General features: G+C 37.8%; 12 protein-coding genes. 4 read left to right on the top strand and 8 right to left on the bottom strand.

Annotation, left to right across the window (positions count from 1 at the left end; genetic code table 11):
• The 4 genes from AC1DDK_RS25020 to AC1DDK_RS25005 all read left to right on the top strand — a co-directional run.
• A partial coding sequence (locus AC1DDK_RS25020; protein WP_477634155.1) for a LysR family transcriptional regulator occupies positions 1-896 on the top strand: 896 nt, incomplete at its 5' end.
• 142 nt (positions 897-1,038) lie between these two features.
• Positions 1,039-2,385: a FecR family protein gene (locus tag AC1DDK_RS25015; protein WP_288879441.1), complete on the top strand. Its 1,347-nt coding sequence runs from the start codon at positions 1,039-1,041 to the stop codon at positions 2,383-2,385.
• Positions 2,385-5,822: a SusC/RagA family TonB-linked outer membrane protein gene (locus tag AC1DDK_RS25010; protein WP_477634154.1), complete on the top strand. Its 3,438-nt coding sequence runs from the start codon at positions 2,385-2,387 to the stop codon at positions 5,820-5,822. The genes AC1DDK_RS25015 and AC1DDK_RS25010 overlap by 1 nt, the downstream gene beginning before the upstream one ends.
• A gap of 15 nt (positions 5,823-5,837) precedes the next feature.
• On the top strand, positions 5,838-7,214 hold the full coding sequence (locus AC1DDK_RS25005) for a RagB/SusD family nutrient uptake outer membrane protein (RefSeq protein WP_477634153.1): 1,377 nt from the start codon (positions 5,838-5,840) through the stop codon (positions 7,212-7,214).
• A gap of 41 nt (positions 7,215-7,255) precedes the next feature.
• Here the strand turns inward: AC1DDK_RS25005 and AC1DDK_RS25000 are convergent, their stop codons facing one another.
• The 8 genes from AC1DDK_RS25000 to AC1DDK_RS24965 all read right to left on the bottom strand — a co-directional run bounded on the left by AC1DDK_RS25000 (position 7,256) and on the right by AC1DDK_RS24965 (position 15,919).
• Positions 7,256-7,564: a hypothetical protein gene (locus AC1DDK_RS25000; protein WP_288879444.1), complete on the bottom strand. Its 309-nt coding sequence runs from the start codon at positions 7,562-7,564 to the stop codon at positions 7,256-7,258.
• Between the two features lie 78 nt (positions 7,565-7,642).
• Positions 7,643-8,092, bottom strand: coding sequence for a MauE/DoxX family redox-associated membrane protein (locus AC1DDK_RS24995; protein ID WP_288879445.1), 450 nt, complete (start codon positions 8,090-8,092; stop codon positions 7,643-7,645).
• A 102-nt stretch (positions 8,093-8,194) separates the two neighbouring features.
• The gene (locus AC1DDK_RS24990; protein ID WP_477634152.1) at positions 8,195-9,118 is read right to left on the bottom strand and encodes a helix-turn-helix transcriptional regulator; all 924 of its coding nucleotides are present in this window, start codon (positions 9,116-9,118) and stop codon (positions 8,195-8,197) included.
• Positions 9,119-9,278: 160 nt separating this feature from the next.
• A complete protein-coding gene (locus AC1DDK_RS24985; RefSeq protein WP_288879447.1) occupies positions 9,279-9,992 on the bottom strand; it encodes a DUF4198 domain-containing protein in 714 nt (237 codons plus the stop codon).
• Between the two features lie 37 nt (positions 9,993-10,029).
• The gene (locus AC1DDK_RS24980; RefSeq protein ID WP_288879448.1) at positions 10,030-11,379 is read right to left on the bottom strand and encodes a PepSY-associated TM helix domain-containing protein; all 1,350 of its coding nucleotides are present in this window, start codon (positions 11,377-11,379) and stop codon (positions 10,030-10,032) included.
• 54 nt (positions 11,380-11,433) lie between these two features.
• On the bottom strand, positions 11,434-12,663 hold the full coding sequence (locus AC1DDK_RS24975) for a DUF4374 domain-containing protein (RefSeq protein WP_288879449.1): 1,230 nt from the start codon (positions 12,661-12,663) through the stop codon (positions 11,434-11,436).
• A 22-nt stretch (positions 12,664-12,685) separates the two neighbouring features.
• On the bottom strand, positions 12,686-15,064 hold the full coding sequence (locus AC1DDK_RS24970; RefSeq protein WP_337716339.1) for a TonB-dependent receptor: 2,379 nt from the start codon (positions 15,062-15,064) through the stop codon (positions 12,686-12,688).
• A 138-nt stretch (positions 15,065-15,202) separates the two neighbouring features.
• Complete coding sequence (locus AC1DDK_RS24965) at positions 15,203-15,919, bottom strand: DUF6266 family protein (RefSeq protein WP_288879451.1); 717 nt, start codon at positions 15,917-15,919, stop codon at positions 15,203-15,205.
• Positions 15,920-16,540: the final 621 nt, after the last annotated feature.

Raw genomic sequence — 16,540 nt, 5'->3', positions numbered from 1 at the left:
GTATTATAAATATGGAACTCAGACATCTTTTATATTTTAAAACTGTTGCAGAAGAATTGCATTTTACAAAAGCCGCAACAAAACTTTTTATTTCTCAGCCTCCATTAAGTCGTCAGATTAAAGAATTGGAAGAGAAATTAGAAGTGCAGTTATTTACGCGCGACAACAAACGCGTTGCTTTAACAGATGCTGGAAAGTATTTCAAAACTGAAGTGGATGCTATTTTTGCAAGACTGGAAGAAAGTAAAAATATAGTTCGGCAAATCCATTTAAGCCTTAGCGGTGAATTAAAGATCGGGTATATAAGTTCGGTCTATCAATCCTATCTGGCAGAAATTTTAAAGGCAATGCGCGAAGAATTCCCGTATATAAAAACAGGTTTATTTGAACTGCCAACAATAACCCAAATTGAAGCATTGGAGCAAGGGAAATTAGATGTAGGTATTTTAAGAGCACCTATTCTTTCCGAAAAATTAATTATTAAAACCTTATTTTTTGATCCTTTTGTAGTTGTTATTCCCTTTTCAGCAAAAAAGTTCAGCACAAATAAGGAACTGGCTGACTTTTTAAAAAAGAGCCCATTTATTTTTTTTAATAAGGAATTTGCACCTCATTATAACAATAAACTAATTGAAATTTGCAAACGGATGCAATTTACGCCCGATATTACTCATGAAGCTAATAATGTCCACTCTATATTACAATTAGTAGAAGCAGGACTTGGTGTGTCTATATTACCCCTATCGCTCAAAAAACAATATGAATATTTAAAAGTTTCATTTATTGAGTTGGAAAATATTCCTGTAAATACCGAAGTTGTTGTAGCTTACAAACAAACCAATAGAAATCCTGCATTAAAATGGTTTATTGATAATTACAGTAATACAAATAACTAACCTTTAATCAGATTTTTTCTAACTATAGATATTTCGCATATCTTTAATATTTAGTCGTCAAATAACATTTTTTGTTATTCTTTAGATACTGTAGTTTATGTTCACGTTTTAATTGAATTATTATTTGTTTCTTTAATCCCTAATGAGAGCGACTACCGTTGGCAATCAGCTTTATGGGATAAGACAAATAGAGATAACTAAACTGTATATTATTAAACTAGATTCAAAACAATTGGTTTTTGAGGCGCTATCTATAATGCGTGAAAATGACGTAGATATTTTGCCCGTTTATGAAGGTAATCGGTTTATTGCCGACATTTCTAAAGACGAAATCACAGATTTTTTAAATCATCTGGATAACGGAAAGAATATATACTTCCATAAATTAAATTTTGATTTGGGAACTACGCTGATGAAGATTAGAGAACAGAGCAGTAGACCCAAAAAGTTATCAGATTTACTTATTCGCGTAGCTGTACTGGCTTTTGCAATTTTAGGGTTAGTGTGGATGTTTTTTAACAGTCCTCAGGGCAAACATCATGGCTCTTTGCAGAACGACGTCAACCTACCACTCGCTAAAAACGATATTCTTCCAGGCACAAACAAGGCAACATTAACTTTTGCCGATGGCAAAACGATACACTTAAGTCAAGCAAAGACCGGTGTAGTAGTTGATGGCTCAAGTTTAAAGTATAATGATAACACTGCAGTCATCTCTAACAATTCGCCATCTTCTCAAACCAGCCCCCGTCATCTCGACGACAGAAGAGATCTCTTGAATAGCACAGAAAAAATAACAGTTACCACCCCACGCGGCGGGCAATACCAAATCACATTACCAGATGGCACCAGGGTTTGGCTAAACGCAGCCTCCACTTTAAAGTTTCCGTCAAGTTTTGCCGGCACAGCGCAGCGTAAGATTGAATTAAGTGGTGAGGCTTATTTTGAGGTAGCCAAAAATAAAACCCATCCATTCATCGTAGTATCAAATGAACAGCTGGTAGAGGTGTTAGGTACGCATTTCAACATTAGCAATTATACTGATGAAGGTAGCATAAAGACTACCCTTTTAGAAGGAAGTTTAATTGTTACGTCATCCCGAGGGAAGCGCAGCGGAGAGGGATCTCTTGGTCATGCTACCTCAAGAGATCTCTCCTATCGTCGAGATGACGTAATCCTCAAACCTGGCCAACAATCCACGTTTACCCATAACAAGCCTATAGAGGTTAAGCAAGTTGATGCCAGTGATGTTATTGCCTGGAAAGATGGCAAATTCGCATTCCGAAATGAGTCTTTGGAAAGTATCATGCGTAAAGTTGCCAGATGGTATGATGTTGAAATCGAGTATCAAAACAATCAGATAGGCAAAGAAATTTTGGGAGGCTCATTTACCAGATCCGAACAGATTTCTACTATACTAACAACGCTTGAACTTGCCAGCGATGTACACTTTAAAATACAAGGCAAAAAAGTTATTATAACTAAATAATGAAGTTAAATTCAGTATTCATACTATCAATACTGTGCTTGCTCAGCACATCGGTAACGGCTCAAAAGCTCAATCTCGTAAAGAAAAAAGTCACTCTTGTTCAAGTCTTTAAAGAAATAACCAGGCAGACTGACTATCAGGTAATCTGGAATGAGCAAAAACTAAACGTAGATCAACGGATCGATGCAGATTTTCAAAATGTAAGTTTGCCCCAGGTCATGAACCGTATTTTATCAGGCCTCCCGCTTACTTACATCATTTCAAAAAAAATGATCATCATAAATTCCTCTCCGATTATTGATGTACATGGTATAGTAATAAATGAGCAGAATCAATTACTGGAAGGTGCAAGTGTCAGTGTTAAAGGAGAAAACAAAATAACTGTTACCGATGCTAAGGGCCAATACTTACTAAAGCGAGTAGATACCGGAGCCACACTGATTATTTCTTACGTGGGCTGTCAAAACAAGGAAATAAAGGCTTTAGCCAAAATGGAAAAGGTTAGCTTATCTTTAAATAACGATCTGCTAAAGGAAGTAGAAGTAGTAAGTACAGGTTATCAAAAAATACCAAAACAACGTGCCACAGGAAGTTTTGCATTGGTAGATAGCGTACAATTTTCACGCAAAGTAAGCCCTGATGTATTACCCAGATTAGAGGGAATTACCAGTGGTCTATTATTTAATAGGAATACAGTTAGAGCCAATTCTGGGCCCCTTGATTTGTCGGTTCGCGGCCGGAGCACCATTTTTGCAAACGATCAACCCCTCATCATTTTGGATAACTTTCCTTTTGATGGAGACTTCAATTTCATTAACCCAAATGACATCGCCACAATTACAGTTTTAAAAGATGCCGCGGCCACATCTATATGGGGGGTTAGGGCAGGAAATGGTGTGATTGTAATTACTACCAAAAGAGGTAAGAACCTGCAGCCTTTAAGTGTATCTGTAAATTCGAATGTTGCCATTTCCGGCAAGCCTGATCTTTCTTATAATCAAATTTTTTTATCCTCATCCGATTATATTGACATAGAAACATTTTTATTCAACCATGGAAAATATGATGAAATATTAAATAATCCTCAAAACTATAATGTAATTTCTCCCGTTGTCCAAATCCTAAACAAACAGCGAATGGGTCAATCTGCTGATGAAACGGCGCAACAATTAAATGTTTTACGGACTAAAGATGTAAGAAATGACGAGTTAAAGTATTTTTACAGGAGACCGGTTTCGCAACAATATGCCGTATCATTAAGTGGAGGAACGGCAAAAACAAATCATTATTTCTCTACCGGATACGACAAAACTGATGCGTCCTTGATAGCCAATAACAACAGCAGAATAACTATAAACAGTCAAAACACAATTCGTCCTGTTAAAAATCTCGAACTGGAACTAGGGTTGTATTATGTAAAATCAACCTCAAACGTAGATAGTGCCCTAAGCGAAATATCATCGCTTACTGCTCCCTATTATCAATTTAGAGATACAAATGGCCAAAATAATGTGTTCGACAGAAACTTTAGTTCCAGTTTCAAAAAAGACGCTCAAAACAATGGATTTTTGGATTGGTCATATTTACCCTTAAATGAATTGGGCAAATCTCCACTAATAATAAAAAATAATGATCTCCGGTTAAATGGAGGACTAACCTACACCATCATTCCAGGATTAAGCGCAACCCTTAAGTACCAATATCAGCAGTTTGATAGTAAGGCATCGCGCTATAACAGTATCGAAACTTACCAAACCAGACACCTCATCAATCAGTATTCTATCCTAACTTCCGGTATAGTTAGTGGCTACAACATCCCCTTAGGAGGAATTCTCTATACAGCTAATGGCAAAGCTTCTTCTAATAGTGTACGCACCCAATTAAATTATGAGAGAAGCTGGCAAAAAAGCACAGTTTCAGCTATTATAGGTTATGAAATCTCAGAATCTATATCTGACTTGAACAGGCAAACTAAATACGGATACGATCAGAATTCTGGCAAGTCAGCGGCTGTAGATACGGTAAGCTATTTTGATTTAAATCCGGTAGGTTCAGGCCGGATTGGAACCAACTATAACGTGTTTAAAAAAACAGATAGAATGCGTTCCTCTTATATTAACGTGGCTTATACTTACGACGGCAGATATACCCTTTCAGGAAGTGCAAGGGTTGACGGCTCTAATTATTTTGGTATAAAAACCAACCAAAAATATGTTCCATTATGGTCTGGAGGGGCACTATGGAATATCGACAGAKAAGATTTTTATAAGTTAAACTGGTTGCCTGTTTTAAAACTCAGGGCATCCTATGGTTATAGTGGCAATCTGGATAAATCTAACACAGGAATTACCACCTTAAGGTATAATGCATTAGGGGCAGCGTATACTAACCTGACTTTTGCGAGCATCATCAATATAGGGAATCCAGAGTTAAGATGGGAAAAGGTAGCAATTGCCAATGTTGGAGTTGAGTTTGGTCTTAAAAATCCTTCCATTAATGGAAAAGTGGAATATTATATCAAAAATGGTTCTGATATCCTGGGCGATAAATCTTTTCCTTCAAATACCGGCATCAAAATCTTAAGAGGCAATTACTCGAAATTAAAGGMTAAAGGACTCGATATATCCCTGAATTCACAAAACCTAAAAGGAAAACTGGGTTGGGCCACAAGTTTTACCCTCTCCACCGTGCACGACTGGGTTACTGATTATGGTGTTGCTGAGCCTGCCAGTGTCTACTACGTTGGCACTTACAGTAGTGTTCCGACATTAAATAGACCTGTATACGGAATTTACAGTTACAAGTGGGCAGGATTAGACCCAACAAACGGTGACCCCAGAGGCTATCTGAATGGCGAGGTTAGTAAAGATTACAAAGCCATTCTTAACAGTTCCATKCAAGATGTGGAATATAATGGTTCGGCAAGACCCACTATTTACGGGGGGGTAGGTAATGTTTTTTTCTTTCAAAAATTCACATTAGCTTTCAACATCAGCTATAAATTTGGCTATTATATCAGAAAACCATCAGTGAATTATTATGAAATGTATAATACAGAGATTAGTTCAGCCATGAATGCTGATTTTGGAAATCGCTGGCAGAAAAGCGGAGATGAAGCTATTACAAACATCCCATCGATGGCGAGTTTTGGAGAAAATAATTTTCGGGATAAATTCTACAATAGTTCATCCGCTACAGTAGCACCTGGCGACCATATTCGTTTACAGGACATAAGTATCGGTTTCGACCTTGATCGCTCCAACTGGAAAAACATACCGGTAAAACAGTTACAGCTTTATTTTTATGCAAATAACCTGGGAATTATCTGGAAGGCAAATGATTTCGGATTAGATCCTGATCTTGTACCAGCAACAGGAAATGGATTATCTCACCCAATAGCCAAAAGTTTTGCTATTGGATTTAAGGCCAGATTTTAAAGAATATTTAGTGATATGAAAACAAATAAAATCGCACTATTTACCACCATATTTTTAATGATGGTATTATCCTCTTGCAAAAAAGGTTGGCTGGAAGCAAATCCAGACCAATCCCTTATTGTCCCAAAAACCCTGGAAGATTTTCGGGCCTTACTTGATAATACCTCCCCGACTTTCAATATTAATCAGGCTTGTGGCTTAGCTGAAATTGCCTCTGGCGATTTTTATATCTTATATAGTTCATGGCAATCACTTTTTACCGTACAGGAAAAATCAGCTTATACCTGGGCTCCAACAGCTAACTTTTATAATGGAGAAACTAGTGCCGATTGGGAAAATTCTTACAGACGAATCTTAAATTCAAACGTCATCCTTGATGGCATTAAAAAGATAAAAGCCCCCACTACCCGACAAGATGAATGGAATAACATATATGGCAGCGCCTTATTCTTTCGTGCTTTCGATTTTTTTAACCTTGCTCAGGAATATTGTACAGCCTACATACAAGCTACAGCAAAATCAGAATTAGGACTACCTTTAAGACTGGATTACAATGTGAATATACAATTGCAACGCTCCACTCTACAACAAACTTACGATCAAATCATTAGAGACCTAAAATCAGCTATTCCTTTATTGGACACTACACCCTTATTTAAAACAAGACCATCCAGACAAGCAGTTTTCGCATTATTGGCCAGAACCTATTTGGCTATGGAAGACTACCAGCCCGCAGGTTTATATGCCGATTCAGCTCTACAAATCCAATCAGATTTAATGGATTATGCAACATTAAATCCGGATGCGGCCTACCCTATTCAGAGATTTAATCCGGAAGTAATATTTCAAAGCACTTTTACCTTTGGAATTTTTAATGCTTCGAGATTAATTGTTGAACCCACATTACTTAGTAATTATGCTGAAAACGATTATCGACCTAAGATTTTCTTTAAACACAACACCAATGGAAGCGCAACTTACAAAGGCAGTTACAATAGCGACAAGAATTTATTTGGTGGCTTAGCTACTGATGAACTTTTTCTGATCCGTGCAGAATCTAATGCCAGAGATGGCAAAATTGCTATTGCACTAGCAGACTTGAACCACCTTTTAAGGAACAGATATAACCGCAAATACAGAGATATTAACGCCGATAATGCAGAGCAGGTATTAAACTATATTGTAAATGAGCGCAGAAAGGAATTAGTATTCAGAGGGCTTAGATGGCAGKATCTGAGGCGCTTAAACAGAGATAATAGATTTTCAATTACCTTAACAAGAACATTCAACAATCAAACTTACACCCTAATGCCTAACGACAAAAGGTATATTTTTCCAATTGATGAAATGGAATTGAGCCTAACTGGAATACAGCAAAATGACAGGGAATAGATTAGTTAAAACAGGGGTAGGTAACACCCCCATGATGTATTTTATTCGAAATGACCTGTAACCATGGACCCAGATACATACGTCATACCAGAAACTGGCAATAATGTTCCATCTAAGGTAGGATGAGTATTAAGTCCAATATCCCATTGAGCAGAACACAAACTTCCCATTGGCTCACAGCGATCACCAGAATAATAACGATAACCTCTTGGATCACTAGGCAGAGGAAACGTAATATCCGTTTTATAATAAAGCACTTTATTAGTCCTTTTAATTGTTGTGAATGCACTGAAGCCAAATGCAAAACCCGCTATTAACACACCCAGCGCCGCTTTTTTAATGTTGTTCATTTTTAAAGTTTTAATTTAATGAGACTGTGTTTATTTTAACAGGCTACAGCAATTACCTGTTTCACGCGCGTAAAGCCTTTATTTTCTGTAAAGAAAAATCCCCGCAAATGCCAGTAACACAAACCCCAGATTAAACCAGATGTGCTGCTGCCATGTCATTGTACTGATCACTCCACCACAATGACAGGGCAACTTGCTGCCAGAAAAAACCATGTATAACAGATATAGAGTAAACAAAATCATAAGTACAAATGAAGCATACAATCCCCATTTTCTAATCGGAGCAAAAATTAACAACACACCAATAACCAGTTCAGCTATTGGAATACCCCATGCAACCAATTTACTATACTCACCAATTAAAGGTGATTTAGACAGTGTAGAAGAAAATGAACGAATAGCAAATAATTTGCTTGCAGCAGTATACATAAACAAGGCAAGAATCAAATAAGCAATAGCATCTACAATAATAACTCTGGCTTTAGCAGATAAATAGAATTTTGTTTGGTTAAAGAATATTGTTTGCATGGTTTACAACTATGTGTTTTAATGGTCCAAAAATGCAGCTCATTTATTTTAAAAAAAATACGGATTACTGCCAAAATAATTAAGAAATACTTTGGCAGGATCTCACCCCTGAATCAGAAATTTAGGTGATACTCCAAAACACTTTTTAAATGCACTGCTAAAATAATGCGGATCTTTGTACCCAACTAATCCCGCTATTTCGTGAACAGATTTGTTTGTTGTAAGCAGATACTTTACCCCATAATACATCCTGATTTTAATGACCTGCGCATGCAAAGGAATACCGAAAGCCATTTTAGATAAACGCATCAGATTCCGCTCCGACATCATAAACCTTGCAGCAAGATCAGCCAAATCATCTACCAGTTCAGTGGCAAAGTTTTTTTTAATGAACTCGGCAATAGCGCTAGCTTTTTTCTGGTAATAAACACTAGTAATATCGCCACCAACAAGGCGCTTATAATATTTATTAATACAGCTATTGATAAAATTATAGAAATCTGCATCCATAGCTAAATCATTGGTTTTAACATCCATTTTAATTAGTAAATTGAAAATGCTGGTAGAAATACCGAAAGCCGGCAAATTAACATGCCTGTTATCTGACTCATTAAAACAGGCTATAAGTGGTTTTAAAGCAGTTAATTTTTTACTTTTATAGATCAGCCAATCAGGACTAAATGTAATCACTAAAATCTTATGTCTTCCGGCAGGTATAATTTTATGGTATTCCCCCGCAGGCCGATAACATAAAAAACAAGCGCTTTTATGTTGTACAACGTACATAAGCAAAGAGGGTTCACTTAATAAAAAATCTATGCTCGTATCCTGTCTAAGCKAATATTCAAACAATTCAATATGCGCCAGATAATGACTTATAGATTGAAGTAGTACCTCCCCTTCCAGTAAACTAAATTTTCGGGCCTGCCCCATGTGCAGTGCAGTAGTACAAAAATGAGGGAGTGTATTAAAGGTAAGAATTTCCGATTCTGCAAAAGCAGATTGGAACTTGAAATTTGAATGCATTGTTTACAGCTTTGTTAAGCTGTAAAGTTGTAGCAATTATTTATCTACAACAGTCTATTTATGTCTAAAGTCCAGTCAAAACCTTCAGACCCAAAGAAAATATGGAAAAGTAAATGGGACAAACAAGAGGAATCCTCGCCTGCCCCATTTTCAAGAGGGCTTAATTGATCTCGAAACTGTAAGTAGCACCCTTCCAGGTTGCTTTATAATCTTTACCATTATGCTGGCCCGGAGTTTTATCCATGTCGCTCACTTCAACTACATACCTGCCTTTCCACAAAGGTGTGAATTCTGCCGCACCGTTATCATCGGTAGTCAATTCTCTTGACCAGCCATTAGGAGAAAATACAGATACCGTTTTTCCTTTTGCAGCAGCATCATTAAGGAAGGCCTTCAACTGAAGCGGCTTATTTATTTTTGCAGCCGAAGCACCTTCTACATGTAGTTTCAATACGTTTGGATTTTGAACTGCTGCAGGCAATGCTTTTCCTACGATAACATCAGCACTAGATAAGAAATGATATTTTGTGGTTCCACCAAGTTCCCTGGCTTCGTGACTTACTACAACAGTATAAGCCCCATTCTGATCCGGTGTAAAAGTACCCTCAAAATGGTTTGCACCAGGAGTTAGGGTCAACTGAGTTTTCTTTTGATCTGGCCCTACCAGCCAAAGTGAAAATTCCTTTACATCCGAATACCATTTAGCTACACTGTCGCGCTCATTGGCCACATACTCACCGTAGAATACTTTAACAGTTTGCTTTTGTCCTACTTTACCAGATGCCGCTGTTTCGATCCACAAGGCATGAGCAAAAATACTGGTGGTTACAAAGCTGAGCAACAAGGTCAGGGCTAAAAAAGTTATTTTCTTCATCTTTTTGTTATTAAGGTTTTAAGGAAATGAATAGTATTTACTGAGTTGATACAGAGTTAGCAGCCAATACTGGCTCCTGCTCCTTAGTTATCACTTTTAATTTAGGTTTTACTGCAGGTTTATCAGAAAGATTTGCAGCGCTTGCGGTACCGGAATCAGACTTTCCCTTCTTCTTTTTGAACTTACGGCCATACCAGATCAGGAAACCCGTGATTGGTAAACTTGCACCAATCAGAGAAGCCAGAAATGCCAATACTTTACCTGGAAAACCAAGAATACTGCCCACATGAATGTCAAAGTTCATTTTACGGAGTTTCTGTCCAACCGAAGCCTCATTATAAGGAACAGAATAAGGATCCTTGCGCTTAAGCTCCTTTAAGGTATGTTGATCAAAAGAATAGCCCTGACTATTGTAATACTGTCCGGCAGTAGGATAAACCGTAATGTCGATGGTTGCTTTAGCCAGTTTGGTATCCGGGAAACTGTAATAGAAACCAGTAGACTTAGGGTGCTTGGCAATGACTTTTGTCCATGCCGCATCCATTGCCTGCACCGGAGTATAAAACTTACCGGCCTGCAGAGAATCCGACTCCATTCTTCTAAATTCCGGCAGTTTTTCGCCAGCAGTAGTTACCCAATAAAGGCCTTCGCTGTACCATTTTATTCCATAAACCATCCCTGACAATGCGATGGCCAGCAAGAACAGCAAGGAATAAAATCCCAGTACATTATGCAAATCCAGATTTACACGTTTAAACGAAGCACCCCACTTAATCTTAAAGCTTTTATCGCGGGTAGATTTGTTCCACTTCTTAGGATACCACCAGATCAGCCCCGTAATAAGCAGCACTACAAAAACCATTGTTCCGTAATTTACAATTGGTCTTCCTATTTCATAAGGCATCCATAAAAAGCGGTGACCATTCAGAATAAATCTAAAAAAATCTGTCTCGCCCGGTTTGCGTACCTCTTTGCTAATCACCTCTCCTGTATAAGGATTAACTTTCAGCAATACTCCTCCGCCCCTACGTCCGCCTCCACCACGACGTCCAGGTTTTTTAATCTTATCTCTCAGACTAAGGTTAATTACCTCACCCTGGTGATAGTTGGCATAAGCAGGAACTTTATCTGCATACAATTTCGCGGCAATGTCAGTTAACTGCGAAGGTTTAAGCACCGGTTTGTTCTGCCATTCCACTTTAGTTTCGGGCTCCAACAATCCGGTTATTTCTTCATTAAACACCCATATACATCCTGTAATACAAACAATTAGAACAATAATACCCGAAACCAGGCCAAGCCATAAATGCAGCCATTTGTTAATCCTGTTAAAAAGAGAATCCTTGCTCTTCTTTTTCGGTGGTGAGGTTTTATTTCCGGGTATCATTGTTCTAATTTGTTAGGTTTATATTTTTATGTAATTGGTGTGTTGTAGGGTCAATTATTGGAGGTGCTGGATTGCAGTGATCAAACCACCTTCTACTTTAAGCCCTCTGGTGGCTTTACTGGTTGAAGCATCGATCTTGTAAACCCACGTAGTACCATCTTTCAAGTTCACACCGATGTAACCGGTTTTGCCATCTTTAGGGCTGTAGTTATTATCAGTTACGTCCACAATGGTAGCAGGCTCAGGAAAACCTGTTACAGCCGATACAGTTTGGTTAACAACATCAACAACTGCCAAAGTTTTACCGGTAACATAGGCACCTTTAGTTGCCTTAGGTTCCATGTTGGCAATAAACTTATTTTGTCCAATATATAACCAGTTGGTGATTACGTAACCGTTAGATGCAGTTTCAAAATTCATCAGGTAGCTTTGGTCAAATTCTGTAGTACCAGCTTTGATGCGGGTAATTGAAGAAGGCTTAGTTGAAGTAAGTGCACCGCCATTAACTGCTACCGAACTAGAGAATGCGTACACATCTCCATTCTCAACCTGCCCCAAACCATCTGTAAAATACCTTCCGATAAAGCTAGTTCTCGTATCTTTAATTGTCTTTTCATATTGCATTCCCGGATAAGAATATACCGCGATACCTGCATAATCAGGAAAATCTGTTTCAAAGGTTCTGCCCTTAATGCTAAAGAATGGCGCAAATACTTTGTTGCCTACCTGTTTAATCCAGCTGAAGTGGGCAATTTCACCATTTCCGGCAGGTTGAAGTGCATCTATAGTACCCTCCGATGTCTGCTTATTGGTATTAGAATTTACAATGTACCAGGTATGCAGTGTACTGCTTCCAGCTGCTGCAAAAGATCTGGATACTTTTACCATTAAGATGTCGTCATTAACTGGCGCAAACGCTTGAACTGTTGCAGCTGTAAAATCATTTAGTTTATTTAGCTTACCGTTTTTAACATCATAAACAGTAACAGCACCAGGACTACCCTGACCGTAAAGCATACTAAAGAATTTGTTGCCAAGTGTTACATAGTAACGATAAGTACCATCCTGTTCAACACCATTACCTATAATAGATGCAGAACCTTCGTCAAGGCTAGAGGCCGTCAGCAGATAGTCGGCTACGCCTGCAATTGCAGTCGGTGTAACTGCTAACACATAATTTCCGGGATTTTCAGGGATAACCTCCCTATCGCTTTTTTTATCGCAAGAACTTAAAGCGGCAATAAGTGCCAAAGCCGAAAGCGTTTTGGTAATTGTTGTTTTCATGTTGATTTTTATAAAATGATTATTACGATTTATTGATGAAGTATCTGAAGTTTAAATAGAATCCGCGACCGGGCTTCTGCAGGCTAAAATTGTCGAATACAGGTTTATTAGTAATGTTTTTCACTTCCAGAGAAACATTATAGCGGCCATTTTTCATGCTATAAACAAAATTCATATCATGGGCAACCTGTGTAGGTATACCATTTTTGTCATCTCCGCTTGTACTCCCTAAGCTTGGCCAATAGAGCCAAAAAGAATTAACGTACAACAGATTGTAACCCACTGTAAGGTTATTGCCTTTTCTTAAAACATTTTTAAATGATGCAGACACATCTGCGTTGCCAAAAAAGTAAGGGATGTTAGGCATCTGATCCAGGTAAACAACGCTTTCGTTCTCATAAAATCCACCATCTGGTTTAGGATCATATTTTTGAAGGTTTCTTAACTTCTGATAAGTAACGGTAGCACCGGCACTTAACCAATTTTTATAGGAATACCTGATTTCTCCATCAATACCTGTGGTGCGTACACCCGAACGATTGTCTGCGATGAGCAAATTCTGAGATCCGCTTGTCCCGCCAACAAATTTATTGTAAATAAAATCGCCCGAATATCTGTAAATGGCATTAGCAGTTACGGAAAAGCGATTGACCTCATTGATCTTAAATCCATATACAATACCTAAATTGAGGTTATCACTCTTTTCTGGTTTTAAGTTCGGACTAGCAGCCTGATTTTCCAGATCACCAAATATTTCGTTTGCTTCAGGCATCCGGTTGGTCAGTTCGTAAGAAGTTCTGAGTTGTAAGTCGGGAATTATATAGTAAGCCAGGGCCATGCCATAGCCAAGTTTCTCTGTAGATTTGTTTACGTTTCTGCTGCCAATTACATTGTTCAGATAGATGTATTTTCCAAACAGATTTAGGCTCAATTTATTCTCTACATCATATCCGTACCCGAAACCAAGTACATTCTTATCCATTTTTTTTGCCGGATCTAATGCATTTTTTTCGGGAAATAATAAGTCATCGGTCTTTCTATTGAAGGTAGAAAACACATTGTTCACCGCCACAGAGTGATGGTCAGAAATTTTATAGCTCAACATAGCTGTACCAAGCCCATTATTGTTTTTGTATTTAGCTAGCTGTCCGCCATCTCGTTCACCCAAAGTCGGCTTAGGATCCCGTATCCCGTCCCAATCGTAATCTGCTCTCGCCGTATCTATTGTTTTTTCATATCCTAGGTTATAGTTTGCGTTCACAGTAAGGTCCAATCCCTTAATTAAATTTGTCTTTTTGTATTTAAGCGATGGCATAACGATTCTTCCACGCCTGTGTAACTGACCATAAACACTTTCAGGTCTGGCAGCAGTTTGTATTTCCTTATAGTTCTGACCTAATGTTATTCCGAACAAAAGGTTATCTGCAAATGATTTATTAACCACACCAACGTTTGCTATCAAAGTTTCGTTATGATAAGTGTCGTTAAATCTCCTTACCGAAGACGCTCTTTTTTCAGGCACCATATCATTCTGCAACCGAAGTTTAAGGTCTGTTTTATAATTGTTATCTGAGTAATTCTGGAAAGCGCTTAGCTGTACCGTTAATCCACTCTCTGAAGTAGCTGCAGCATTAATAACACTACGGTGCGTATTGAACGAACCATATGAATAAGAGGCATCCACATAATTCCGATGCCTGTTTCCTGTCACAATGTTCACTGCTCCACCCAACGCATCAGAACCTAACCACATAGGTACAACACCTTTATATACCTCTACACGCTCGGCAACATTTATAGGAATGTTGTTAATTTGGAAAGAGGATCCAAAATTGTCCATTGGGATACCATCTATAAAATAGCGGATATGATTACCTGAAAATCCATTTAATGATACATTAAAGTTGGAACCCACACCCCCCGATTCTCTTACCCGAACGCCAGCAACACGATCCAAAGCGCCCGAAATATCTAAGGTCGTATTGTAAAGTTTAGTCGCGTCAATTGCGGTTACGTTAAATGCCTGTCTGTTTACCTCTTGGGCCTTTGTCCGACCAATTACATTGACCGTTTCCATTTCTTTGACATCTTCGTCGAGCCCTAGATTTAGTTTTACATCTTCACCATTTCCTATTTTGATTGACTTCTTTTGAGATTTAAAGCCAATTGCCCTGATTTCGACAATATAGTCTCCTGGTTTAACGTTAGTGACTTTATAAAATCCATTTTGATCTGATATTGCTCCGTACGAGGAATTTCGAAGCTTTATTGTGGCAGCAGATACAGGTTCTCCTGCACTGCTTTTGAGTTGCCCACTCACACTGGAAGATGTTGTTTGGGCTTTTGAAAAAATAACATAGGTACACAGTATACCCAATAGCAAAAATTTCTTAATTTGCATGACTTTTAACTACGATTAAAGGTGAGCCGGCTTAGCCGGTAGCCACACGGGTCCGAACCGTGTGGCATTTTTATGCTGCAAATATAGAGTTATTTAGATTAAGTCCAAATAGCAATACTAATAATTATAATATAATTATCAATTCGTAGTTAAAAATTTTTCTATCATCTTGATATTCTTGAAATTACCAACCTCAATTCGACCTACATATACACTATTGGAAATGCTTAGCCTGTCGTCAGAAATAAATGCAATATACGTTTCTATAACATCATCCTTTTTAGATTGCTCGCTATCCCCTTTCTCCAGATGTACCAGGAGGGTATCAGTTCCAGCATTTCTTCTGGCGCCGCTTAAAACAAATCGTACCGTATTGTTTGCAGGCAAGTAAGCAAGCATCATTACCTGATCTCTGTTGAGTGGATAACCACATAGGGGGTCTACATGCCATTTAAAAGTCAAAACATTGTTTTCAAGTTCAACTTTCGGATTTATCGGGCATGGTAACTCACCTTTACTAATCATCACTTTTGTGTAATCAAGTTCAAGATGTGGATATTCGCCAATAACTGCCTCTCTGATATTATAGGAAGAAGCACCGTTTTGAGCGGTTTTTGTTGTTCCGGCAACATCAAGCTTAAAGCCAACATTGGTAAAATCATTGATCGCAGAAATAAATAAATTCACTATTTTAAATCGTAAATTCACTGCTTTCTGAGCATCTGTTCTTGGTTTCTTTTTCTTACGTTTTTTGGGTTTCATTCTTAGAACGGGCTGTCCAAGTCTTTCGTAACCTACCAAATAGGCTAGTTTCCCTGTCATTGGGCCTAGTATCCGAGATTTTAATCGAGCCATAACTATTTGTTTAACAGGAACTTAATTATTCCATATACGAATATACCCAAAAACGAATATTAAGTGTTAGTCAGATTTGGCCGATACATCGTCTAATTTTGGCGTTAATTCTACCACTGTATTGCTCAGGCAAAACAATAGTAAAAGGGAAGCAAAACAATAGCAAAAGGATAGCAAAAGAAAATGTACAAGAAATAAACTGGTGACTTTTACGTCATCCCAATTTTTGACCAATTAAAAAAGGCTGATGTTTTAGTTGTTCGTCATACTCCTGCTGATTTAGAAATGGCCAGATATCGAAATTGCCAAGTTTTTGAAACTCTTTAAACACCTCTTCTTGCTCTTTTCTTTTATCCCTATAATATTGTCCAAGCGATAAAACGGATAAAATTATTTCACCTAATGAGAATTTTAATAAAGGGTTATTTGTATCAAAATATGGCCATTTATATTCATTAAATTAAAATTCAATAGTATCCTACATTGGTTAAGTTGAATTTACTGTTTTTTATAATGAAGTACAACCCTTATAAATATAAAGAAAAGATTCTTTTTATCATTTTAAAAAACTTTTTGTCTGCTTTTGTGTTCTAATTATAGTTTGAACATAATCTCCCTAAG

This window comes from Pedobacter sp. 05T44, assembly GCF_056395985.1.
This window is presented reverse-complemented; position numbering and strand designations above follow the sequence as displayed.